Below are 22,477 nucleotides of genomic sequence, written 5' to 3'. Positions count from 1 at the left end.
ACAAGGTGCAAAGTTGCGTAATGAGTAATGCTTAAAAAGATCGTGCTGTGGAGCACCTGCGGCCTGTTGCTGGCAGTCGCATTGCTGTGGCTGGCCGACCGGCTGTGGCCCTTGCCGTTGCCCAAGGATGACTTGGCCCGTGTGGTATTGGCCGAAGACGGCACGCCGCTGTGGCGCTTTGCCGATGCCAATGGCGTATGGCGTTACCCCGTGCAAACGGACGAGGTGTCGCCGTATTACCTTGAGGCGTTGCTGACCTACGAAGACCGCTGGTTTTATCAGCATCCGGGGGTTAACCCGCTGGCCTTGGGCCGGGCGGCCTGGCAAAACCTCAGTGGCGGACGAGTGCTGTCGGGGGGCAGCACCTTGTCGATGCAGGTCGCCCGTTTGCTCGATCCCCATGAACGTACCTTGCCCGGCAAGTTGCGCCAGTTGTGGCGTACGGCGCAGCTGGAGTGGCATCTGTCCAAGTCCGAGATCTTGAACCTGTACCTCAATCGCGCACCCTTTGGCGGGACGTTGCAGGGGGTGGCGGCGGCCAGTTGGGCGTATTTGGGCAAGTCACCGCAGCAACTCACGCGCTCTGAAGCCGCGCTACTGGCCGTGTTGCCGCAAGCGCCGAGTCGCTTGCGGCCTGACCGTCATCCCGAGCGGGCGCAAGTGGCACGGGACAAGGTGTTGCGGCGTCTGGCCGAGTATCAGGTATGGCCACAAGGGGCTGTGGATGAAGCGCTGGAAGAACCGCTGTTGCTCGCGCCGCGACTGGAACCGAGCCTGGCGCCGTTGCTGGCGCGGCGTTTGAATCGCCCGCACAGCCCGCCGCTGATCCGCACCACCCTGGACGCTAACCTGCAACGCCGTCTCGAAGACTTGCTGCTGGGCTGGCGTGCGCGGCTGCCCGAGCACACCTCGGCGGCGATCCTGGTGGTTGAAACAGACAACATGGCCGTGCGCGCGTACCTCGGCTCTGTAGACATCAACGATGCGCGGCGCTTTGGCCATGTCGACATGATCAGCGCCTTGCGTTCACCGGGCTCGACCCTCAAGCCGTTTTTGTATGGCATGGCGATGGATGCCGGGCTGATTCATTCCGAGTCGCTGTTGCAAGACGTGCCGCGGCGTTACGGCGATTACCGTCCGGGTAATTTCTCGATGGGCTTTAGCGGGCCGGTGTCGGCCAGTTCGGCGTTGGCGTTGTCGCTTAACTTGCCAGCAGTGCAACTGCTTGAAGCCTACGGGCCGAAACGTTTTGCGGCCGACCTGCGCAACGGCGGCGTGCCGTTGAGTTTGCCTGCGCTGGCAGAGCCTAATCTGGCGTTGATTCTGGGCGGCGCCGGCAGCCGTCTGGAAGATCTGGTCAGCGGTTACAGCGCGCTGGCGCGGGGTGGCAAAAGCGCCAACCTGCGCCTGCAACCGCAGGATGAACTGGTCGAGCGGCGCATGCTGTCGCCGGGTTCGGCGTGGATTATTCGACGCATCTTGAGCGGCCAGGCACGGCCGGACCGTGACCCGACCGCCGAGTTGGTACAGCGCCCCAGCCTGGCGTGGAAAACCGGCACCAGTTATGGCTTTCGCGATGCGTTGGCCATTGGTGTAGGGCCGCGCTATTTGATTGGAGTGTGGATCGGTCGCCCGGACGGTACGCCGGTGCCGGGGCAGTTTGGTCTGGCTTCGGCGGCGCCGCTGATGCTGCAAGTGCACGATGTGCTGAGCAACCGCGACAGCCAGCGCGGCATTGTCGCGCCGGTGCAGCCCGTGCCGGGCAGCGTGGGCGTGGCGGCGATTTGTTGGCCGCTGGGCCAGCCGCTGAGTAAGAGCGACCCCAATTGCCGCCGCCAGCGCTTTGCCTGGACGCTGGATAACACCACGCCGCCGACCTTGCTGGCGGCGGATCAACCGTTGGGCGTGGGCTTGCGCGAAACCCTGTGGGTGGATGGGCAAGGGCTGCGCGTTAGCCCGCAATGCCCCGGTGCGCAGCCCCGTGAGGTGGCGTTGTGGCCTGCGCCGCTGGAGCCGTGGCTGCCTCGGGTGGAGCGGCGTGAAGCGCGCTTGCCGCCTGCCTCGACGCAATGCCCGCCACCGGCATTGAACTCGGTAACAGCGTTGTCGATTGTCGGTGTGCGAGAGGGGGACCGGTTGCGGCGCCCGGCGGCGAGCCAGGCGTCATTGCGCCTCACGTTGACTGCGCTGGGCGGTGACGGTCGGCGCTGGTGGTTCCTCAATGGCACCCCGCTGGGCGACAGCGGCCATCAAGAAGCGCTCAACACCACCCTTGAACAGCCAGGGCGCTATGAGCTGAGTGTTCTCGACGAAAGCGGGCAAACCGCACGGGTTGAATTCAGCGTCGTGGAGTAGGCCTCCGGCTTGCGATGTTCTTAAAGATCAAAAGATCGCGAGGCGAGCTCGCTCCTACAGTGAATTGGGGTTATCACTTTAGTGAGTGGTGTGTTTTGTTTTGGGTAACGTGTTGATTTGTTGGGTTTTAGTCTGCGCGTGGGCGCTGGTTATATAAGGGCTTAATACCAAGTAGTGAGTTGTTCAATACCCGGTCCGGCGTTGTGATGGAAGCCACGGATGAACGTATCTCTGACGTTAGAGCAGGGAGCCTTCGAACTCTGGCTAAGCAGGTGCAAGGGAATAATCATGAACACTCAACTGTGGTTAAAAACAAGTACAGCCCTTTTGTTAGTGATGACCGTCAGCCTGGCCGGCTGCCATAGCGGCGGTGGCGGTTCTAAAAGTCATGTTGAAGCCAGTACGCCCGATGCCGGTACGGGCGGCGGTGGTGATGGTAGCGGTGGCGGCAATAATGGCGGTGGTGACGGCAGCGGCAATAACGGCGGCGGCAACAACGGTGGTGGTAATAACGGCGGCGGTAACAATGGCGGTGGTAATAACGGCGGTGGCAACAACGGAGGCGGCAATAACGGCGGCGGGAACAACGGCGCCGGCAACACGCCCCTGGTCACCGGGCAAGTTATCAGCCAGGTGAGCGGCGCTGTCGGCGGTGTCGGTTCGACTGTCAGCGACTTGGGCAACACCCTGACAACGGTGCCTGTGGTGGGCGCGGCAGGCGGGTTGGTGACCAACACCGGTAATGCGGTGACGTCCATCACTGACGGCCTGGATAAAGGCCTGGGCACGATTGGTACAGATAAAAACTCACTGGGCATCACTGTCGCTGGCGCAACCAATGCCGTGTCTGATATCGGCAAAGGGGTGTCCTCACTGGGCCAGGGCGTGAGCGGTGTGATCAATAACACACCGATCAGCCAGATCCCGATCGTGGGCGGCGTTGCCGGTAACGTCACGGATGTCACCGGCGGCCTGGTGAATAAAGTCGGGACCACGGTCACCATGCTGGGCAATACGTTGACCACCAATGTCACCAGCGGGCAATTGGGCCAAGTAACCGGCGGGGTCAATGACAAGGTGCTGGTGCCGGTGATTTCGCTGGTGGAAAAAACCACCGGGCAAATCGGCACAGCCACAGGGTTGGGCGCACCGGTTGACGGCCTGCTGAACAAAGTCGGTGGAGTGGTGGCCGGCGTTGGCAACAAAGTGACCGGCGTGGGCGATCAAAACCCGGTCACCAATCTGGTCGGTGGCGCGTTGGTCGGTGTCGGCGGTGTGGCTGACAAGGCGGGCGGTTATGTGAACCCTGCGGCTGGAACAGGTACCGGTACAGGCACCAGCACAGGCATCGGCGGGTTGCTGGGTGGCGTGACAGGTGCCGTTGGCGGTGCAGGTTCAGGCACCGGTACGGGCGCAGGCGGTGCAGTAGGCGGCCTGGTGGGCGGTGTTGCCAGCACGGTTGGCGGGGTGGTCAATACCGTCACTGGAGCGGGCGCTGGTACAGGCGGTGTGGGCGGCTTGTTGGGTGGTGGAGTGGGTGCGGTGGTGGGCGTAGGCGCCGGTGTCGGGGTGGGAGCAGGTACTTCTTCCTCAGGTGCGGGTGTCGGTGCCGGAGCGGGTGCCGCAGCAGGTGCTGGCGCGGGTGCGGGTGCAAGTTCGGGAACTGGCCTGGTCACAGGTTTGGTTGGAGGCGTGGTTGGCGGGCTGGGTAATTTGGGCAAGAAAAACTGACGAAATTGCACCTGGCCGGTTCGACGGCCATACCTACAACGCCTACGCTTGGTTGAGACGAGGGATTGTCATGAATCCCTCGTCTTTTTTTGTATCCAGGTTGTAGGACTGCTGTTTGGACAGCGTCATTGCTTAATGGCGCGTCCAGGCCATTAAGCCGCTGTTGTTGACCATGGAGTGTCATATGCGAACTTATGTCCCGTTCTTGTTATTGGCCTTGGCCCCGTGCGTGGGGGCCGAACCGCTTCCACGCTATCTCAACAGCAACGAAACCCTGCAGTCGCTGCCCGCGCCCAACTTGCCGGTGGATGCCTATCGCCCGCAAACACCTGCGTTAAAGCTGCCCAAACCGGCCGCGACCGACGCCCAGCCCTTGATGATGAGCACCCGCCTGACCATCCGCAAATTGCAGATCGAGGGCGGCACGGTGTACCCGCTGCAAGAGCTGGGCGCCGCCTATAAATCGTTGCTGGGGCATGAAATTACCCTCAGTGAGCTGATTGAAGCGACGCGCACCATCACTCAGCGCTACCAAACCGATGGGTACTTGTTGTCGTACGCGTTTTTGCCGCCGCAGAACTTTGATCAGGGCTTGGTGCGAGTGGTACTGGTCGAAGGGTATATCCGCGATTACCAGGTGGAGGGTGATGTCGGGCGGGTCAAAGGCTTTATTGATGAACTGGTCGACAAACTCAAGGGCGAACGCCCGCTGACCCGCAAAACCTTTGATCGCTATGCCACGCTGATGAGCCGTATTCCGGGGGTGACGTTGCAGGCGCAAGTGCCGCCGCCGGGCACCACCGATGGGGCGGCGACGCTGCACGTCACGGCCAGCCGCAAACCGTTCACCACCGGCATGAGCCTGGTCGAAGGCAGCCGCGACAGTACCCAGGCCTTGTTCAGCGTCAACAGCAACTCGCAAACCGCCATGGCCGAGCAATTGACCGTGAGCGGGTTGTTCCCGCCGGGGCACGACAAAGAACACTACTACCGCATTGATTACAGCCAGTATCTGAACGCCGAAGGCACTCAGTTGAGCCTGTATGGCACGCGTTATCGCAGTGATCCGGCCACCAGTATTGCGACCAGTGACGGTTTTGAGCTCAAGCCCTACCGCGAAAATGATCGCTTTTCGATTGGCGTCAGCCACCCGCTGATCGTCGCGCCTGACCAATGGTTAAGCGTTGCGGGTCGTTTATATGGGGTGAACGATAAAACCGATTACGACATCGTCGGTTATTCGCAAACCATCAGCGAAAAAACCAATGTACGGGCTTTGGCGGTTGAAGGGGATTGGCGCAAGTCCACGGGCCAACAATTGCGGATTGTCAGTGCAGGTTTATATCAAGGCATTAATGGGTTGGGGGCCAAGACGGAAAGTAACTTGACCGGCAATCACTATGATCTGGATTTCTTTCGCTTGCGTGTGTCAGGTGTTCAAAGTGATACGTTTTTCGATAATTGGCAGGGCGTAGTATCGGGCGCTTTGTATTGGAGTGACGATACATTGGCGGACAGTGAGCGTGCTGTATTCGGCGGTCAAAATTTTGGCCGTGGTTATCCCGATGATCAAGCGTCAGGTGATAAAGGCTGGGGTGTGGCCTATGAACTCAACTACAGTTTTAATCGCGACGGTGAGTGGGTGAAACTGTTACAGCCATATGCCGTATTGGATAAGGCGAAAACCTGGTTTAACGAACTTCCCCTTAAAGGTTCTGATATGTCATCTGCAGCCATTGGGCTGCGTTTTGGCGATAAGCGTTATTACAATATATCGCTGGAGGTGGCCAAGCCCATGTCGGATATGGCGTTGGACAGTTTTAACCGTCGGCCGCGTTATACCTTGAGCTTTAGTTATCAGTTATAAGGATGTGCTTGTCTTGCGATCTTTAAACAATCAAAAGATCGCGAGGCAAGCTCGCTCCTACAGTAGATGGGGGGTTATGGGCGGACGGAGTAGAGTTTGGAGACGGGGAATAAGTAATTGAGGGTGTGGATTAAACGGTCGTGATAGATCGGTTTGCGGAACAAGTCCAGGACTTGCAAACGCAATAAGTCGCTGACATTGTCCATGTCGGCATGGCCGGAAATAACGATGACGGGCAAGTGTTGTCGAGCGGTGTGATTTCGCAGGCGCTGGATTAATGCAATGCCGCTTTCTTCGGGCATGCGCAGGTCGGTGATGACCAGGGCAATGTCCGGGTGAACGGTCAACTGCCGAAGGGCGAGTGAGACTGAGGTTGCCGTAAAGCAACAAAAGCCCTCGCCCTCCAGCAGTTCGGCCAGCTCCAGCAGAGCGTCCTCTTCGTCGTCTACCAAGAGAAGCTGTTGGCGTTTAGATCGGCTGTTCATGAGATTAAGCGGGTTTGGTAACAGCGTTTTTAATCGTTGTAAACATGGTGTCGATTGAGCCCGATATTGGGGTGACGAAGGCCGCTAAAGCGATAGCGACCATTGCCGCAATAATGGCGTATTCAATACCCGACGCGCCCTCTGTACGTTGAGAGAACAACTTGGCTTGACGTGTCAGAAATACGTGGGTCGGAACATAGAGTTTCAGAACAGTTGTTGAAAACATCTGATCTCTCCTGAGAGCGCCTTAGTAGCAGCAGTTTGTCTTTCCTTTTAAAACGCTTAGGTTATGTGCCTGTTTTGGTCACTGCCGTTTGAATAGTAGTGAACATAGCTTTGATTTGAGTAGAAATAGGCGTCACAAAGGCAGCGAGAGCAATCGCAACCATGGCTGCAATAATCGCATATTCAATACCCGACGCCCCTTCAGTGCGCTTTGCAAACTGTTTGACATGGTGCGCCACGAAGAGTTGGGTCGGAACATAGACTTTCAGAACAGTATTGGTAAGCATCTGGTTTCTCCTGGTGCGCCAAAGAGGGCACTGCACAGCAAGGGGACGACGTAATTACTATTTGCCATCACAGCATTGGCAAGAAAATGGGATCCATCAACTGTTAAAAAGCACTAATGCAAAAGTATTAATCCAAAAGTGTCCATGTGAAAGTTGCGGTAAATCAAGGTCTTCGGCGGCACTTTATTTTTTTTGAGTTGCCTAATGGCATTTTGCTTTGTGTGCGCTACTTTCAAATAGCGAAATGGTCGCAATAATAATGCCTGTCATAGCGACCAATAGGCGAATGGATTTTCAGATGTGCAGTGCAGAGTGGCAAAGGGGGTGTGTTAATGAATAACCGACGCAGTTTGATCCTGGCCGCGCTCTTGTTTATCGGTGCCATTGCCGCGGGTTTTTGGGGTTTGGTCATAACCCGCCAAGAGCCGGTTGCGCAGGTACCGGTAACCCAAGTCGTTGAGCAGAGTGTCGCCACAGTTGAAGACCAGACGCGCAAGCCTGTGGTGGTGCTGGTACGCGATGTCGCCCCGCATGTGGCCTTGACGGCCGACGATGTGACCCTTGAAAAATTGCACACGGCGCCCGCAGGCAGTTATGCCGCGGTTGATCAGGTGGTGGGCCGTGCCCCGTGGCGTAGCCTGAGTGCTGGCACCTGGCTGAATGAACAAAGCTTTGAAGTCGGCGGGCCGCTGGCGCGGATGATTCGCCCGGATGAGCGCGCACTGGCGGTGGCCATCGATGAAGTGATCGGCGCCAGCGGGCAGTTGTCCCCTGACGATTATGTAGACGTGTTGCTGTCCCTGCGCGAGGACCAGTCCAACCCGCAGCAGTCGGCGCAAGTGGTGGTGCCGGCCGTGCGGGTGTTGAGCGTGGGGGATGAGGTGGGGCAGAGCAGCGACGGTCAGTCATCCAAGGCAACGCTGAGTGCCGACGAAGCCCTCAAACAAGTACAGCGCCGGGCCACTGCACGTTCGGCCGTGCTGGCCGTTCCCGCGCCGCTGCTCAGCCAACTGATGCTCGCCGCCCAAGCGGGCACCTTGCGCCTGGCCGTGCGCAGCGCCAAGGAAGATCGCTTGAGCAAGTACTGGGCGGGTGAGCAAGACGCCCCAGGCAAGCTTGAGAACGCCCGACGCGACCTTTATCAGTTCAACCAATTGGCCTTTACCGGCCCGGCAAAAGTCGCCCCGGTGGCGAACCCCGGCGGCGGCGTCGTTCCGCGTGCGCGGGGCATCGAAATTATTCGCGGCAACCAAACGGCCCAACAGCCTGCTCAATAAAAAAAGCCTGATCTGCAAGGAAGACCCTATGAGCCATCGTTGCGTAGCGCTGTACAAACGAGCTGTCTGGACTCTGGTTCTAAGCAGCTTGCCTTTTGAAATGGCCCTGGCCGCGCCCTCCAATTGCTCAGCGCTAGGGCAATTGCCAGCGGTGCTGGAAGTGGGGCAGGGCATCCAGCAAGCTCTGGATTCGCCGGTTGCCATTACGCGCATTGCTGTCGGTGATCCGGGCATTGCCGATGTGCATGCCAACGGCAGCAACGCCTTTTTGCTAACCGGTGTCGCGCCGGGCACCACCAGCTTGATGGTTTGGACCGCCTGTTCGAAAACCCCGCGCCAGAGCATGGTGTTCGTCAAAGGCAAAGCCACCCAGAGCTTTACCAGCGCCTCCGTGTCGCCCTCAGAAGACCCGGCGTTGCTCAGCCAGGTGCAAACCGACATTCGCTTTGTTGAGGTCAGCCGGACCAAGCTGCAGGAAGCCAGCACGTCGATCTTTGGTCAGGGCAGCAACTTTCTGTTTGGTTCACCCAACTCATTCATCACCAACGCTGAAAACATCATCACCGGCGGCCCGGTCGCTAACAGCAAAAACTTCAACATTGGCTTTGGCGGCGGTCGGGTTCGAGCCTTGATCAATGCGCTGGAGGGCAGCGGTTTTGCCTACACCCTGGCGCGGCCGAGCCTGGTGTCATTGAGCGGGCAAAGTGCGACCTTTCTGGCGGGGGGCGAAGTACCGATCCCTGTGCCGAGCAGCGGCAGCGATAACGTGTCCATCGAGTACAAGGAGTTTGGTATTCGCCTTACGCTGACCCCGACCGTGGTCGGCAACAACCGCATCCTGCTCAAGGTCGCACCGGAAGTCAGCGAGCTGGATTACACCAACGCGGTAAACATCGCCGGGACGCTGGTGCCGGGGCTTAACGTGCGCCGTACCGACACCAGCATTTCGCTGGCCGATGGCGAAAGTTTTGTCATCAGCGGCTTGATCAGTACGCGCAATACCTCGCAGGTGAACAAATTCCCGGGGCTGGGTGACGTGCCGATTCTGGGGGCGTTTTTCCGCGATTCGAACATCAGCCGCGAAGAAAAAGAGCTGCTGATGATCGTAACCCCGCACCTGGTTCAACCCTTGGCCGCCAATGCGCCCCTGCCGAGCATGCCGGGCGAAAAACTGCGCAATTACGACCCCAACTGGTATCGCTTGTATTTCCTTGAAAACGGCAATTTCAATCGCCGTAGCGGGTTATCCCAATGAGCCAGAGCCTGAGCCAGACGTTTCTCGCGCTGACGCGCAACAACACCGATCTTGAGTGGCTGCAGGGCGCGTTGGCGCCGCTCGGCCAAGTGGTGGGGGCGGGTACCAGCAGCCTCGATGAACTGCTCGCGTTGATTGACGTGACCTTTGCCGGGCTGGTGTTTGTGGGGCTGGACCGGGAGAAAGTGGTGGCCCAGTGCGCGTTGATCGAAGGCGCGCTGGAGGCCAAGCCGATGCTGGCGATCGTGGCCTTGGGCGACGGCATGGACAACCAGTTGGTGCTCAATGCCATGCGTGCCGGGGCGCGAGATTTTGTCGCCTATGGCTCGCGCTCCAGTGAAGTGGCGGGGCTGGTACGGCGGCTGAGCAAGCGCCTGCCGCCGGTGACGCCGAATACCGAGCTGGGCGGCCTCAGCGTGTTGTTCAGCGCGCAATGCAACGCCGATGGCGCGCTGCTGGCCAGCCACCTGGCGCTGGTGGTGCAAAAGAGCGGGCAGAAAACCCTGTTTCTGGATTTGGGCATTCCCCGTGGCGACGGCCTGGCGCTGTTGGGGCTTGAAAGCTCGTTCTTTTTTGGCGATGCGCTGCGCCATCTTCGGCGCCTGGACAGCACCTTGATCGACAGCGCGTTCACCAAAACCCCGGACGGCTTGCGGGTGTTGGCCCACAGCAACGCCGACGAGCCTCTGGAGCACACCAGCGCCGCCGAGTTGTACATGTTGCTCAGCGCCTTGCGTCAGCATTTTCAGCACATTGTGGTGAACCTCACCGGTCAGCCGGATGGCGAGGCGCTGCGCACGTTCGTGACCCACTGCGACAAGCTGCTCTGGTACGTCGATCAGAACGTGCTCGATTGCCGCCGCAATCTGGATGTACTTAACCTCTGGCGCAACAAGGGCATGAAACTCGAACACACGGGGCTGGTGGTCGACCGCTGCCTGCGGGGGATTGCTCCGGATGTCGATGCGTTGGCCAAGAGTTTTGATTTACCGGTACTGGTCTCGTTGCCGCTGAGCGCCGAGTTACGCCTCAATGCGAAAAATCAGGCTGTCACGTTGTTTGAGTTGGGGCCGCGCGAGGCCTTGAGCCAAGGCTTGAAAAAGATCGGTGAACAGTTGGCCAAGCGCTCTGTGGCGTCGGGCAAACCGTCCTCCGTCGCGGACAAATGGCTTAACCGTCTGTGGGGGTCCAAATGACCAAAGAGCAGTTGTTCGGTTCCGGGCTTCACAAGGACGGGCGCGCCGACCACGACGGCCTGAAAATGGTGCTGCACCGTTACATCATCGACGCCATCGAGGAGAGCGGCAAAAACCTGCTGGAAGATTCGCGCCATGCCTTGTCGCAGTTTGTCACCGACCGCGTGGCCGAATACGTATCGCGCTTGCACCTGGCCATTTCGCGCTACGAGATGGAACGTCTGGCCGAGGAAATTGTTGACGAGCTGACGGGGTTCGGGCCGCTGGAAGTGCTGCTGCGCGACAGCGCCGTTACCGAGATTCTGGTTAACGGCCCGCACCATGTGTTTGTTGAACGCGACGGTCTGTTGAGCCACAGCGATTTGCGTTTTATCGACGATCACCACGTCGAGCGTGTGATGCAGCGCATTTTGGCGCCGCTGGGTCGGCGCCTGGATGAGTCGTCACCCATGGTCGATGCACGGCTGCCCGACGGCAGCCGGGTGAACGCGATCATCCCGCCCATTGCGCTGGACGGTCCCTGCCTGTCGATCCGGAAGTTTCGCAAAGACATGCTCAAAAGCAGCGATCTGGTGGCGATGCAAACCATCGATCAATCGATCTATGAGTTTTTTCAGGAGTCGGTGGGCAAGCGCTGCAACATTTTGATCAGCGGCGGTACCGGCACCGGCAAAACCACGTTGCTGAATATCCTCAGCCAATTGATCAACCCGCACGAGCGCTTGGTCACCATCGAAGACGTGGCCGAATTACAGTTGGGCCACCCCCACGTGGTGCGCCTTGAAACCCGCCCACCGAATTCCGAAGGGCACGGTGAAGTCAAATCCAGCGACCTGATCCGCAACGCCCTGCGGATGCGTCCGGACCGCATCATCCTCGGCGAGATTCGAGGTGTGGAAGTACTCGATGTGCTGACGGCGATGAACACCGGTCACGATGGTTCGATGAGCACCGTGCACGCCAACACCGCGCAAGACGCCCTGTTGCGTCTTGAAACCCTGGTGGGTTTGACCGGCCGCACGGTGGCGGAAAAAACCCTTCGCCAGATGATCTGCGCCGCCCTCGACGTGATTATCCAGCTGACCCGCATGTCTGACGGGCGCCGCTGTGTCAGTGAAGTGCTGGAAGTGGTGGGCGTGCGTGACGATGTGTATGTCACCAACACCTTGTTCCGGCTGGACAAACGCACCGGCTTTGGCTTTGTGCGTGAGGCACTGAACCCGGCAAGCGACAAGTTGCGTCGCGACCCGATTCTGAATGCCAACGGCTGAGGCGTAGATCATGATTCCGGCCCTGATACTGTTCGCGATCAGCCTGATGATGTTCATGATGTCGATGAACCTGGTCTACCGCGCCTTGCGCGATCCCACCACCAGCCGCGTGCTGGGCCGCTTGACCGAGGGCCATCCGCAACTGGCGGACAAGGCGCTGGGTGTCGAGTGGCTGGACCGGGCGTTTTTGCAGGCGGGGTTGGGTCGCCCTTCGGAGCGTTTGGGGTTGTGGCTGCTGATCTGGGCCGGGGCGGTTGCGTTGGCGGCTCTGCTGGGCGGCTGGTTTTTTTTTCTGGTGTTCCTGGTCGCGCCGCCGCTCTGCGTAAAGCTTTTTGTCAGCTGGCGTTACCAGCGTCGAGTCAAGCGCATGGTTGAGCAACTGCCGCAATTGCTCGACCACTGCGTGCGCAGCCTGAAGGCCGGGCGCACTTTGGCCGATGCGGTACTCAATGCCATCGAGGCCTCCCATGACCCGCTCAAAGACAGCATCAGCCGGGTGGCGCGCAACGTGCAGTTGGGCGTGAGTTTGCCCGAGGCGGTGCAGGATTTTGCCGAGCTGTATGAGCGCGATGAATTTCGCATGTTTGCCCTGGGCTTGAAGGTCAACCACCGCTACGGCGGCAACGCCAGCGAGCTGCTGGAAAACCTCATCGTGTTGATTCGTGAGCGTGAATCAGGGGCGCGCAAGCTCAAGGCCATGACTGGCGAAACGCGGGTCACGGCGTTGGTGCTGGCGCTGTTGCCGCTGTTGGTGGGCGGCTATTTCATGGTCACCAACCCGACCTTTCTGGTGAACATGTGGCACGACGCGAGTGGTCAACATTTGCTGATTGCCGCGTTTGGCTTGCAAGCCATTGGCTGTTTTGCCTTGTGGCGCATGGTACGGAGCGTATGACATGGCCTTGCTGATTTGCGCAGTGTTGCTGTTGGCAGGCCTTGGGGTCTTGATCCATAGCGCGGTTCAACAGCGCTTGCGCCAACAACGGGTGGTGCAACGCCTTGAGGGCGAAAAGACCGGCCCGGGAAAGATCAGCGTGTGGATGCGCGCACTGGGCAGCAGCAAGTTTGGCCAGCGCTCGGTGTCCATGGACAACGAAACCCAAGTGCTGCTGAACCGCGTGGGTTGGCGTACGGCAAGCCAGCGTTCGCTGTTTGCGGCGTTCCAGGTCGGTACGCCGGTGGCCATGGCCGGGCTGGCGTTTCTGGGGCATGAACTGTTTTACCCAAGGTCCGGCTATTTGATGATCGTGCTGCTGTTTGCTTTGGCGCTGGGGTATCTGATCCCCAAACGCATGCTTGCCCACGTCGCTAAAAAGCGTCAGGAAGCGGCGGCGGTGGAGGTGTCGACGTTTATTCCACTGCTGCGCATTTTGTTCGAATCGGGCATGGCGGTGGAGCAAGCGCTGCGCGTGTTAAGCATCGAAGCGCGGCAACTGTTGCCGGTGCTTACAGGCGAGCTGCGGCTGGTGCTGGCCCGCGTGGACTCGGGCCTGGAGTTGAGCCAGGAACTGGACAAGGCGGCCAGTTTGCTGGCGGTGGATGAGTTTGACGACACCTGCGTGATCCTCAAGCAATTGCTTCAGCAGGGCGGTGGCGCGATGAAATCGTTGCAGTCACTGAAAAGCCTGCTGGATGACCGACGTCTCACCCGCATGGAGGAATACATCTCAAAAATGTCCGCCAAGATGTCGGTGGTGATGATGATGTTTTTGTTTCCGGCGTTGCTGATTGTGTTGGGCGGGCCGAGTTTTATTGCTATCGCACGGGCCTTTGGCTCTTGATCAGGAGTATGAGCATGAAAGCAGTCATGGCCGTGTGTGCATTGTTGATGCTGGGAGGATGCGCCACCGGGGGGCCGAGCAACCCGCCGTGGGCCGCCTTTAGCGGTGGCAGTTGCGGCAAGTTGAGCGACGATCAGGAACTGTCGATGAACCTGGCCGATGACATGGCCAAGGAGGGCAAGCTGCACGCCAGCCTGGCCAACTTGCAAAACCTGCCGGAGGGCTTCGCCCAGGTGCAACTGCGCAAGGCACGGATCTATCGCCAGTTGGGTCGCCCTGAAGCCGGGCCGCTGTACCGCGGGCTGCTCGGCACCTGCTTGAGCGCTGAAGGTGATCATGGCTTGGGTCAGTTGGCGGCTGCGCGAGGCGATAACACGCTGGCGGCGTCTTACCTTGAGCGCGCAGCGCAAGCGGCGCCCACGGACGAAAAAATCCGCAATGACCTGGGCGTGGTGTACCTCAACCAACTGCGCACCGACGAAGCGCGTTTTGAGTTTTTGACGGCGCTGGAGCTTAAGCAGTCGGATCAATTGGCGGCGTTGAACCTGGTCACCTTGCTCATCTATCAGGACCAATGGAACCAGGCGGCGGAGCTGGCCAGCCGCGCTGAATTGACCCCTGAACAAGTGAGTGACGCACAAGCCAGGGCTCAGGCCCTGAAAACCCAGGCTGCCAAACCGGCCAGTCATCAGGTGGCTGCAATCAAATAAAGCGTTGGAGGTTTGCCATGAAATGTTCGATTCGTTTGGCCGTGTTGTTGGGCATGATGCCGCTGAGCGTGCTGGCGATTGAGCCGGGGCCGGCGTCTCAGTACCAGCAGGAAACCGAGCGCTGGTTGCAGCTGCAAGTCAGCGGTCAGGCCCAGTCCAAGGAACGCCAGGTGGCGACCCCGGCCGAGCGCGAACGCAGCCTGCAACGTTGGCTGGACAGCTACACCCACCCCATCCCTGAGTACTACAAACAGGACGAAGGCGGTAAGGCCAAGCAGCAATAAGGCACTGTCGCCGCGGCCTCATGCTTGTAGTCGCTGACGAGGAACGAAGGCTGCGATGCGGGCGCCGGACAGCCGAGTGGGGCCGCTACGCAACCCATCGCAGCCTCATGCTTCGGCAGCGACTACAGGTCCAAGCTGCTCTTGTGCTGACGAGGAACGAAGGCTGCGATGAGGGCCAGAGGACCGCCGTGTGGGGTCGCTGCGCAACCCATCGCAGCCTCATGGGTTCAAGGCGCTCTTGTAGTCGCTGACGAGGAACGAAGGCTGCGATGCGGGCCCCGGACAGCCGTGTGGGGTCGCTGCGGAGCCCATCGCAGCCTCGTTCCTCGTCAGCGACTACAGGCTGCGGTCAGTGCGCCGTTTGCCGATGCTGTTGGGCGGATGCACTGGGGGAGAGGGCGAGCGCCAACTGGGTACGGTTGTTCATGTGGGTCAGGCGCAACACCTGGGACACGTAGAGCTTGACCGTGTTTTCGGTGATGCCCAAATCACAGGCGATCTGGTAGTTGGTCTGCCCCTTGCCGACCAGTTTGGCCACGTCCAGCTGGCGCGGTGACAACTGCTTGAAAATCGGTGGCAGGTCACACAAGGCTTCATCGTCCGCAGCCACAGTGCTCTTGAACGGCGGCGGATGGCGCACCGTTTCCATGTCTTGATAAAGGTCGTCGATAGACTCAGCCAAGTACTGCAACTTCTGGTTCAAATGCCCCAGATGCTCGTTCTTTTGCCGTTCGCGCAGGACGGCCTCCTGACGCTGAATACCCTCAAGCAATTCTGCAAGGTCAACCGGTTTGGGGTAGTAGTCGGCAATGCCAATGCGCAAGGCTTTGATCACGTCCTGTTTGTCGGAATGGCCGGTCAACAGGATGCTTTCAAACAGGCGGTGTTTACCGGCAATTTTCTGTAGATGCTGGGTTAATTCGATGCCGTTCATGTCGGGCATGTGCAGGTCACACAGCACCAGACTTATCTCGGGATCCGCGACAAACGCCTCCACGGCTTCACGGCTTGATTCGCAAGGCACGCAACGGTAACCGCTGCTTTGCAGGAACTCACTGAGTTCTTCGACAATCAACGGCTGATCGTCGACCACTAACACTTTTATTTTTGAGGTGAGCTTGTTCACGCGCTACTCCATGCCTGGCAAGCCAATTTAAGACGTCCTGTACCGCTCGCGTGAATGGCGAGGGGTTCAGGAAACATAGACGTAGTTTCCTACGCTGTACATGTAATAAATCCTTCGTTTTGATTAGGTTAGACACAAAACGGACAAGCTGAAGCCGCATAAAAGAAAAGGGGCGAAGGGCAGTTTTTTTGACGCGCCTTTGATGTTTTCGCCGGGGGGATGGGTAAGACGTTGATTCAATAGAGGGAGCACTTTTGGCGAGAGCCAAAACCACAGCCCTGCACTAAGACCTGCGCCAATAAACGTGCTCAGCAGTATCGGACGATCGGTTGCCAGTGCGAGTGCCACTAACAGTTTTACATCGCCAGCGCCCAGTTTGTTCAGGGCGTAGCCGGGCAAGGTCAGGACCAAAGCAATCAACAGGGCCCAGCTGCCTTCAGCCGCGCTGGCACCCAGCCAGGTGGTGCCGGTCCAAATCAGGTACACCAACGCCAGGGCTGCGGCACCAAACGTCAGGCTGTTGGCGATGTGGCGTTGGTAAAGGTCTTGGGCAGCGCAGGCGGCAAACCAAATGAATAAAACCGCTAAATGGATCACGTATTACCGTCCCTTTTCTTCGAATGATTCTATGCTGATATCACGGTGAATTGTCAGGGTAGACGCAGTCATGAAAGTTGACCTTCCCCACTCACAAAAAGGCGCGGCGGCGATTGAGTTCGCCCTGGTTTTTGTGATCTTTTTCTCAGTTCTGTATGGCGTGCTCAGCTACAGCTTTCCGCTGCTGCTGATGCAGTCTTTTAACCAGTCGACGGCAGAGGCGGTGCGCCGCAGCATGGCGGTGGACCCGACATTGACGGGCGCAGATTACAAGGCCAAGGTCGAATCGGTGGCCAAGGGCGTGCTGGACCAGCAATTGGGCTGGATGCCCACTGCGATGACCACCAACATCAGTAAAACGGCGGTGTACAGCGCGGGAGTGTTGACCGTGACTGTTAGCCTCCCGGCCGCAACGCTCAGCAACATTCTGCCGGTGCTCAAACTGCCGGGCGGCATCACTGTGCCGAGCTTGCCGGACACCTTGTCGGCCCAGTCGAGCCTGCAGTTTTGAACCTGGGTGGCAAGCCGTTTGGGCGCTTCTCGGGCCGCGCTCAAGACCCTTTGCCTGAGCACCATGCAGCGCAACCCGGCAAGGACACGGCCTTGCACTTGTTGCTCGATCATCAGGGGCGGGTGCTGGAGGTACACGGCGCTCAGCGTTTCGGTGTGCAGCCGGTCAGCGGCGCTGACACTACGCGTTTATTGCTCGATTATCTGGTGCCGGGCAGCACTCAGGCACTTGAAGGGACCCCGGCTGATTGGTTGGGGCACAGCCTAGATCTGGACTTCCAATGCGCCGGGGGGGCTGTACTGCACACCCGCGGTTGGGTTCAGCCACATGCAGACAGCTGGCTGTTGCAGTTGCTGGACATTAGCGACCTGCGGCGCGAAGGCCAGCAAGCCCACAACCGTGAGCTGTGCATGCAACTGAGCTTGAGCCTGGCCAGGCAATTACGCTTATGCAGCATGGCGCGTTTGCCGCAGGTGACGCAGGAGTCGTTGCAACGCATCGGCGAGCAATGGCAGGTGCCGTGCATCGCCCTGGCGCTGCGTGAAGACGGGCAGCCGGACTGGAGCCTCTTTAGCGTTTATCAGGCGCCCGGCGCAGCGCACTTGTGGGAGGTGGGGCAAAGCCTGGGCAGCGCGCTGGACAGCCTCAGTGGTTCGCGTCATTCAGGCCAGGCCGCTGCCAACGAGCAACCGTTTCAATTTCGCAACCTGCTGGGCGCGACCGATGGCTTGTGCATGCCTTATCACGATCAGCGCGGGCTCTGTGCCTGGCTGTTGTTGGGGTTTTCTACGCGCCCTGCGCTGATGAGAGAGAGTGATTGGTCGCACGTGTGCGCTGTCTTGGCCGGGCCTCTGCTGGAGCGCTTACGCGAGCAGCAACAGGCTGAGCACCGCGAGCGTGTGCAAGCGCTAGAGGATTTGTTGGGCACGGGCTGGTGGGAGTGGTCGACGGCCACCGAGCAGGTGCAGTTGGCGCCGCAATTGGCCGAAAGCCTGTCGGCCCCGCACACGCCATTAACCTGCAAAGCCTGGCTGGCGCTGTTTCATCCGGCCGATCGTGATGAGCTCAGTATTCGTTTTGATGAGCTGATTGAACACGGCAAAAACCTGATGGTGGTTGCGCGTCTGGACCTGCCGCAGAACGCGGGGCAAGCCCAGTGGTATCGGATTCAGGGGCAAGCGGTCGGCACGGGCATCCAGCGGCGTATCGTCGGTTTTATGCTGGATGTCAGCGAAATCAAACGTCAGCAACTGCAAGCGACGGCCGCTCATGCGCGGCTGGACAACTTGATCGCCAGTTCCCCGGCGGTGATTTATGTGCAGCGCTATGAGAAAGGAGCGTTAGTGCCCGCCTTTTTTAGCGCCAGCCTGCAGCCGTTACTCGGTTGGACGCTGGCCGAGAGCCAGGGGGCCGGGCTGATCGAGTGGATTCACCCCGACGATCGCGAGCAGTACTTTGACCGCACCCGCCAACTGCTGCGCTTTGGCAGCGCCCGGCGTCGGTATCGCCTGCGTGATAGCAAGGGCAACTACCACTGGTTGCTGGACGAAGCCAAATTATTGCGCGATGACCTTGGGCTGCCGATTGAGGCGGTGGGGTTATGGCTGGATGTAACTGAAGCCACCGAAACCACTGAACGGGTCAAGCGCAGTGAAGAGCGTTATCGGGTGCTGGTCGAAGACTCGCCCGCGATGATTTGCCGTTATCTGCCGGACCTGACCCTGACCTTTGGCAACCAGCCGCTGGCGGCTTACCTGGAGTGCACCCCGCAGGCATTGCCGGGGGTGAATCTGGGCAGTTGGTTGTCGACCGAGCAGCGCGCGGAATTTATGCAGCGCATTGCCCGGTTAACCCCGCAAAACCCGGTGAGTACCGCCGAAATCAGCTTGCAGCTGCCGGGGCATGAGTACGCCTGGTGGGTGTGGTCGGACCGGGGTGTGTTTGATGCCCAAGGTCAGTTGCTCGAAGTCCAGGCCGTGGGCCGCGACAACACTGATGTGCGTCGCTCGCAACAGCAAATGACCCAAAGCGCCAAAATGGCCACCCTGGGTGAAATGGCCACGGGCCTTGCTCACGAAATCAATCAGCCATTGAACGTCATGCGCATGGCCATCGCCAACATGCTCAAGCGCGTGAGCAACGGCGATGTGGAGCACGACTACCTGCAAGACAAACTCACCCGCATCGATGCCCAGATCCAGCGGGCAGCGCGGGTGGTTGACCACATGCGCGTGTTCGGCCGACGTTCAGAGGTTGAGCAACAAGCCTTCAACCCGGCGCAAGCGCTGGAAGGCGCCTTGGCCTTGCTGTGCGAAGGCTTGCGCGGCAAAGGGATTGAGTTGCGCACTGAGTGTTTGAGCGATGCGTTGCTGGTGCGCGGCCACGTCGACCAATTGGAACAAGTGCTGATCAACCTGTTGATCAACGCCCGCGATGCACTGATGAGCAAGCGCGAAACCGAGCCGGAATTCACCCCCTGGATCGCTTTGACTGCAGGCGCGGGTGACAACAGCGTGCGTGTGACGGTGGAAGACAATGCGGGCGGTATCGACCCGCGCCTGCTGGAACGGATCTTCGAGCCCTTCTTCACCACCAAACCGGTCGGCCTGGGCACAGGGCTGGGGTTGTCCGTGAGCTACGGGATTATCGACAACATGGGCGGCCGGTTAAGCGTCAGCAACACCGGGCACGGGGCCCGGTTTTGTGTGGAGTTGCCGGTGGTTGAAGGTTAGAGCACGAGTTGGGCGGGGCCACCCTGGCCGCAGGAGAGGTTTGCGTCGACTTCGGTGGCCATGAGGTTTACGCCCAGCAGTGACAGCAGGTTATTGAGTATCGGGTCGAGTAGAGGGCTTAAGACTCCAAGAATCAGTCCGGATACGAGGTTTACAATCGCCAGAAGCGTTGTATTGGCAGCACTTGTTAATCCCGTTGCGAGTGTGCTCAAAATGCCCGTGCCGTCCACAGGCGCATAAAGTTTAATCGGCACATTACTGATAGTACTTCTTAGGCTATCTACGATATTCGTAGTTGGGCTGGCAAATTTAGCCATAGGAGGTTGTTTAAGATTAGGCGGAACCGAATTCGTAGCCGCTGAATAAATTAAAGTGCTGGGTGTTTTAGCAATGGGCAATGTAGCCATGAGCGCAATTCCTCCCCCCCCATAATCTTTGTAGGTGCACCCTCCCAGAAGGCTGCAATTTGATTTGCTTATGATATTTACGATGGGCAAAGGGGTGACGGTTACCGGGTCTGATGAGGAAAATGCTTTGCTGGCATTGATGCTTCCGATATTCAGGTTGGCTAGAACGGTATTAGCCTGGACCGTCAGGCTTTTGCTGCCAGAGGTCCCGGAAGGGCAGGTATACCCTGTCACCAGAGCATCTGCTCCTCCCGTATCCAGGTTGATACTGAGAATTAATGGCGGAGGCAGTATTTTAGGATCGAATGTGGTTCCGCATAGTCCTAGACCGCAGATCACTCCTTGAAGAAGCCCAGTAATACCTGAAAGCAGGTCTGTGACTAAATTCAAAAGCGCACTGACAGTATTGAGGATGGGGAGCTCGATGGTAATCAGAGATCTCACTTGCGCTGTACGGACATAAATTCTATCTGTGGCCGGGTTTCCGATTGCCGAAAACTGGGGTGGTTCAATCACTTTGACGGTAGTCGTCACCTTTGCAAGGCCAAGAATATTGATAGGAAGGCTCACAGCCACGGCGTTATTTTTATTGGCAATTTGAATGGCAGCCTGAATAAGAGAGAACAAATTCAAGTCTGTATCCAAACCCGCAGAGGATGTGCCTGTTTGTAGTTTTAACAGGTCGCCAACTTTTAAAGGGGTGTTGTTGATGGCGGCTACTTGCAGGTTGGCTAGCGCAGTCTGAACATCAAGTGTTGCGCCGTTAAGTGTGGCAACAGACGCTGCTGCTTTTATGAGTTGGGTGACAGTAACGTTTGTATTAAGCAGGGTTGTGTAATCGCCTGCGTTGACACCCAAGTTAATTGCCAGTTGATTCAAATATTGCAGCAAGTTTATGTTGGCTTTGGCTAAACCATCCCAGCCAACTGCCGAGATGGACACATTTCCGCCCAACAACCCCGAGAATAAATTATTGAGCAGTGGAGACTGCGAGGTATTTACCGTGGCCAAGGTGGTGCGAATACTGATTTGTGCCAACGTTGGTCCCGGCCTGCTCCCCACCGCACTCGCCGTCAACTTCGTGGTCGTCGACAACGTCCCTTTGCTCACCAAATCCCACACACCTCCGGCAATGCTGGTAGGGATTGTGTTGGTGGCAATCACGCGGATAGCGTCGCTTTTGCTGGGGTCGAGCTGGAAGGTGCGCAGTTGGTTGACGGTGACCAGGGTGCCGCAGGTGGCATTCAGGGTTTGTTGCGTGCCGGCCGGGACGAAGCTGTTGCGGGCGGCGCTTTGGGTGGCGTACAGCGTGGCGGTCGTCGGGGTGGCAGCACAACTGCCACCCCGACTGACCGCCTCAAGCACCGCCATGTCAGCAACACGCTGCAGCTTGCGTTGTTCAAGGTAGAGGCGGCCGCCGTCGACCACCAGCAACATAAAGATCAGCACCATCCCCAGCGTCAGTGCCGCCATTAAACCAATCGCCCCGTGTTGTTGGCGGGGGCCGTTGAAATACGCACGACGTAAGGGGGGAGACATTGAGCACTCCTGATACTGGAACACTGTCCAGCGCTTCGCTCTAAAGTTTTAGCGAGTGTAGTCAAGAAGTGATCAGGATGCTGGCCAGTTGCACACTTTATAAGGCCAGCGCGTGCAACTAATGGGAACTGTTGGATGAAAGGTTGTAAAGAGAGAAGAGTAGGGCCAACTCACTGACTAAAGTATTAATACTTCGCAGTTATATACTTTGTTAGTGAGTTGGCTTGATTTAATTAACGCGCTGGCTTGGGTGGGTAATTACTCATGATTTCAGTGACTGCCTTGGAAATCGCCGCGCTACGCTCTGCAGGCGTGGCATCTTCGTCGACGACTTTTTCGGCGTTGCCACGCCAGACCAGTTTGCCGTCTTTGGCGTCAATCAGGTCCACCTGCAAGGTGCCCACCTGGTAGACGATATTGCGGGTTTCGGCGTATGCCGGTGCGCCCCAATAGTTGCCACCCCAGTAACCGCCCCATGGTCCAGCCCAAGGTCCGCCCCAAGGTCCGCCGTCATAGCTGTAGTTGGTGACCTGTTCCTGGCGGTTGGCCACAACCATATAGGTTTGTACCCACAGATCGGGTTTGGCGCCGGGCGCTGCCTGGGTCAGACCGCGCTGATCCAGCTGGCTGCTCAGGGCCATGACCACGCGTTGTGCTGTCAGGCCGTTTTTAACCATTGGGGTGTCGGGTAAAAATTGCACGGCCGGGTCTTTCCAGGCCCACGTCTTGAACTGCGCAAAATTGACCGCCGGGTTGTAGTCATGGGTGACCTGCATGCTGTTACACGCGCTAAGCAGCAGGGCCAGTCCCAGTAAAGCAATGCGTCCTAACATGGTGAGTC

20 protein-coding genes are annotated in these 22,477 nt (G+C 58.6%); 13 read left to right on the top strand and 7 right to left on the bottom strand.

Annotation, left to right across the window (positions count from 1 at the left end):
- The first annotated feature begins 27 nt into the window (after nucleotides 1-27).
- The 3 genes from pbpC (at nucleotide 28) to ACJJU9_RS22020 (ending at nucleotide 5,953) form a co-directional block, all read left to right on the top strand.
- Nucleotides 28-2,355, top strand: coding sequence for a peptidoglycan glycosyltransferase PbpC (gene pbpC, locus ACJJU9_RS22030; protein WP_407729532.1), 2,328 nt, complete (start codon nucleotides 28-30; stop codon nucleotides 2,353-2,355).
- A gap of 288 nt (nucleotides 2,356-2,643) precedes the next feature.
- Entirely contained in the window at nucleotides 2,644-4,086 is a 1,443-nt protein-coding gene (locus ACJJU9_RS22025; RefSeq protein WP_407729531.1) for a collagen-like triple helix repeat-containing protein, read from the top strand.
- A gap of 184 nt (nucleotides 4,087-4,270) precedes the next feature.
- Nucleotides 4,271-5,953: a ShlB/FhaC/HecB family hemolysin secretion/activation protein gene (locus ACJJU9_RS22020; protein ID WP_407729530.1), complete on the top strand. Its 1,683-nt coding sequence runs from the start codon at nucleotides 4,271-4,273 to the stop codon at nucleotides 5,951-5,953.
- A 74-nt stretch (nucleotides 5,954-6,027) separates the two neighbouring features.
- Here ACJJU9_RS22020 and ACJJU9_RS22015 read toward each other — a convergent pair whose 3' ends face one another.
- From ACJJU9_RS22015 to ACJJU9_RS22005, 3 genes are all read right to left on the bottom strand, one after another.
- The gene (locus tag ACJJU9_RS22015) at nucleotides 6,028-6,438 is read right to left on the bottom strand and encodes a response regulator (RefSeq protein WP_048366492.1); all 411 of its coding nucleotides are present in this window, start codon (nucleotides 6,436-6,438) and stop codon (nucleotides 6,028-6,030) included.
- A gap of 4 nt (nucleotides 6,439-6,442) precedes the next feature.
- Nucleotides 6,443-6,664 (bottom strand): Flp family type IVb pilin, encoded by a 222-nt coding sequence (locus tag ACJJU9_RS22010; protein ID WP_407729529.1) that lies wholly within the window; start codon nucleotides 6,662-6,664, stop codon nucleotides 6,443-6,445.
- A gap of 61 nt (nucleotides 6,665-6,725) precedes the next feature.
- Entirely contained in the window at nucleotides 6,726-6,950 is a 225-nt protein-coding gene (locus ACJJU9_RS22005; protein WP_407729528.1) for a Flp family type IVb pilin, read from the bottom strand.
- Between the two features lie 332 nt (nucleotides 6,951-7,282).
- Between ACJJU9_RS22005 and cpaB the strand changes: the two genes are divergently transcribed.
- From cpaB to ACJJU9_RS21965, 8 genes are read left to right on the top strand one after another with little or no spacing between them, the layout of a single operon-like run.
- Entirely contained in the window at nucleotides 7,283-8,227 is a 945-nt protein-coding gene (gene cpaB / locus ACJJU9_RS22000; RefSeq protein ID WP_407729527.1) for a Flp pilus assembly protein CpaB, read from the top strand.
- Nucleotides 8,228-8,255: 28 nt separating this feature from the next.
- Nucleotides 8,256-9,482, top strand: coding sequence for a type II and III secretion system protein family protein (locus tag ACJJU9_RS21995; RefSeq protein ID WP_048390302.1), 1,227 nt, complete (start codon nucleotides 8,256-8,258; stop codon nucleotides 9,480-9,482).
- The gene (locus ACJJU9_RS21990) at nucleotides 9,479-10,678 is read left to right on the top strand and encodes a pilus assembly protein (protein ID WP_048366487.1); all 1,200 of its coding nucleotides are present in this window, start codon (nucleotides 9,479-9,481) and stop codon (nucleotides 10,676-10,678) included. Before ACJJU9_RS21995 ends, ACJJU9_RS21990 begins: the two co-directional genes overlap by 4 nt.
- Nucleotides 10,675-11,949, top strand: a complete 1,275-nt coding sequence (locus tag ACJJU9_RS21985) for a CpaF family protein (protein WP_048366486.1) — start codon at nucleotides 10,675-10,677, stop codon at nucleotides 11,947-11,949. Before ACJJU9_RS21990 ends, ACJJU9_RS21985 begins: the two co-directional genes overlap by 4 nt.
- A 10-nt stretch (nucleotides 11,950-11,959) precedes the next feature.
- Nucleotides 11,960-12,844, top strand: a complete 885-nt coding sequence (locus ACJJU9_RS21980; RefSeq protein ID WP_407729526.1) for a type II secretion system F family protein — start codon at nucleotides 11,960-11,962, stop codon at nucleotides 12,842-12,844.
- Between the two features lies 1 nt (nucleotide 12,845).
- A complete protein-coding gene (locus ACJJU9_RS21975; protein WP_407729525.1) occupies nucleotides 12,846-13,730 on the top strand; it encodes a type II secretion system F family protein in 885 nt (294 codons plus the stop codon).
- A gap of 14 nt (nucleotides 13,731-13,744) precedes the next feature.
- Complete coding sequence (locus ACJJU9_RS21970; RefSeq protein WP_048366484.1) at nucleotides 13,745-14,440, top strand: lipopolysaccharide assembly protein LapB; 696 nt, start codon at nucleotides 13,745-13,747, stop codon at nucleotides 14,438-14,440.
- A gap of 17 nt (nucleotides 14,441-14,457) precedes the next feature.
- Complete coding sequence (locus tag ACJJU9_RS21965; protein ID WP_407729524.1) at nucleotides 14,458-14,724, top strand: DUF3613 domain-containing protein; 267 nt, start codon at nucleotides 14,458-14,460, stop codon at nucleotides 14,722-14,724.
- Nucleotides 14,725-15,073: 349 nt separating this feature from the next.
- On the opposite strand, the gene ACJJU9_RS21960 is transcribed toward ACJJU9_RS21965, so the two are convergent.
- The gene (locus ACJJU9_RS21960) at nucleotides 15,074-15,850 is read right to left on the bottom strand and encodes a response regulator transcription factor (protein WP_407729523.1); all 777 of its coding nucleotides are present in this window, start codon (nucleotides 15,848-15,850) and stop codon (nucleotides 15,074-15,076) included.
- Between the two features lie 123 nt (nucleotides 15,851-15,973).
- Nucleotides 15,974-16,447, bottom strand: a complete 474-nt coding sequence (locus ACJJU9_RS21955) for a prepilin peptidase (RefSeq protein ID WP_407729522.1) — start codon at nucleotides 16,445-16,447, stop codon at nucleotides 15,974-15,976.
- Nucleotides 16,448-16,517: 70 nt separating this feature from the next.
- On the opposite strand from ACJJU9_RS21955, the gene ACJJU9_RS21950 reads away from it, so the two are divergent.
- Both ACJJU9_RS21950 and ACJJU9_RS21945 read left to right on the top strand, forming a co-directional pair.
- On the top strand, nucleotides 16,518-16,958 hold the full coding sequence (locus tag ACJJU9_RS21950; protein WP_273222328.1) for a TadE family protein: 441 nt from the start codon (nucleotides 16,518-16,520) through the stop codon (nucleotides 16,956-16,958).
- On the top strand, nucleotides 16,955-19,690 hold the full coding sequence (locus ACJJU9_RS21945) for an ATP-binding protein (RefSeq protein WP_407729521.1): 2,736 nt from the start codon (nucleotides 16,955-16,957) through the stop codon (nucleotides 19,688-19,690). Before ACJJU9_RS21950 ends, ACJJU9_RS21945 begins: the two co-directional genes overlap by 4 nt.
- Here the strand turns inward: ACJJU9_RS21945 and ACJJU9_RS21940 are convergent.
- Together ACJJU9_RS21940 and ACJJU9_RS21935 are read right to left on the bottom strand one after the other, a co-directional pair.
- On the bottom strand, nucleotides 19,687-21,636 hold the full coding sequence (locus ACJJU9_RS21940; RefSeq protein ID WP_407729520.1) for a pilus assembly protein TadG-related protein: 1,950 nt from the start codon (nucleotides 21,634-21,636) through the stop codon (nucleotides 19,687-19,689). The genes ACJJU9_RS21945 and ACJJU9_RS21940 overlap by 4 nt on opposite strands.
- A 233-nt stretch (nucleotides 21,637-21,869) precedes the next feature.
- Nucleotides 21,870-22,469, bottom strand: coding sequence for a DUF4136 domain-containing protein (locus ACJJU9_RS21935; protein ID WP_407729519.1), 600 nt, complete (start codon nucleotides 22,467-22,469; stop codon nucleotides 21,870-21,872).
- Nucleotides 22,470-22,477 lie beyond the last annotated feature (8 nt).

It is taken from the genome of Pseudomonas helleri, from assembly GCF_045830615.1.
GTDB classification, from domain to species: domain Bacteria; phylum Pseudomonadota; class Gammaproteobacteria; order Pseudomonadales; family Pseudomonadaceae; genus Aquipseudomonas; species Aquipseudomonas helleri.
The sequence above is the reverse complement of the archived record's forward strand: the minus strand, read 5'-3'. Positions and strand labels throughout refer to the sequence as shown.

Bases quoted from the DNA above. Each gene is read 5' to 3' on its own strand.
- ACJJU9_RS22020 (WP_407729530.1), top strand. From the start codon at position 4,271: ATGCGAACTTATGTCCCGTTCTTGTTATTGGCCTTGGCCCCGTGCGTG.
- pbpC (WP_407729532.1), top strand. From the start codon at position 28: ATGCTTAAAAAGATCGTGCTGTGGAGCACCTGCGGCCTGTTGCTGGCA.
- ACJJU9_RS21965 (WP_407729524.1), top strand. From the start codon at position 14,458: ATGAAATGTTCGATTCGTTTGGCCGTGTTGTTGGGCATGATGCCGCTG.
- ACJJU9_RS21990 (WP_048366487.1), top strand. From the start codon at position 9,479: ATGAGCCAGAGCCTGAGCCAGACGTTTCTCGCGCTGACGCGCAACAAC.
- ACJJU9_RS21975 (WP_407729525.1), top strand. From the start codon at position 12,846: ATGGCCTTGCTGATTTGCGCAGTGTTGCTGTTGGCAGGCCTTGGGGTC.
- ACJJU9_RS21940 (WP_407729520.1), bottom strand. From the start codon at position 21,636: ATGTCTCCCCCCTTACGTCGTGCGTATTTCAACGGCCCCCGCCAACAA.
- ACJJU9_RS22025 (WP_407729531.1), top strand. From the start codon at position 2,644: ATGAACACTCAACTGTGGTTAAAAACAAGTACAGCCCTTTTGTTAGTG.
- ACJJU9_RS21985 (WP_048366486.1), top strand. From the start codon at position 10,675: ATGACCAAAGAGCAGTTGTTCGGTTCCGGGCTTCACAAGGACGGGCGC.
- cpaB (WP_407729527.1), top strand. From the start codon at position 7,283: ATGAATAACCGACGCAGTTTGATCCTGGCCGCGCTCTTGTTTATCGGT.
- ACJJU9_RS21980 (WP_407729526.1), top strand. From the start codon at position 11,960: ATGATTCCGGCCCTGATACTGTTCGCGATCAGCCTGATGATGTTCATG.
- ACJJU9_RS22015 (WP_048366492.1), bottom strand. From the start codon at position 6,438: ATGAACAGCCGATCTAAACGCCAACAGCTTCTCTTGGTAGACGACGAA.
- ACJJU9_RS21970 (WP_048366484.1), top strand. From the start codon at position 13,745: ATGAAAGCAGTCATGGCCGTGTGTGCATTGTTGATGCTGGGAGGATGC.
- ACJJU9_RS22005 (WP_407729528.1), bottom strand. From the start codon at position 6,950: ATGCTTACCAATACTGTTCTGAAAGTCTATGTTCCGACCCAACTCTTC.
- ACJJU9_RS22010 (WP_407729529.1), bottom strand. From the start codon at position 6,664: ATGTTTTCAACAACTGTTCTGAAACTCTATGTTCCGACCCACGTATTT.
- ACJJU9_RS21995 (WP_048390302.1), top strand. From the start codon at position 8,256: ATGAGCCATCGTTGCGTAGCGCTGTACAAACGAGCTGTCTGGACTCTG.
- ACJJU9_RS21950 (WP_273222328.1), top strand. From the start codon at position 16,518: ATGAAAGTTGACCTTCCCCACTCACAAAAAGGCGCGGCGGCGATTGAG.
- ACJJU9_RS21935 (WP_407729519.1), bottom strand. From the start codon at position 22,469: ATGTTAGGACGCATTGCTTTACTGGGACTGGCCCTGCTGCTTAGCGCG.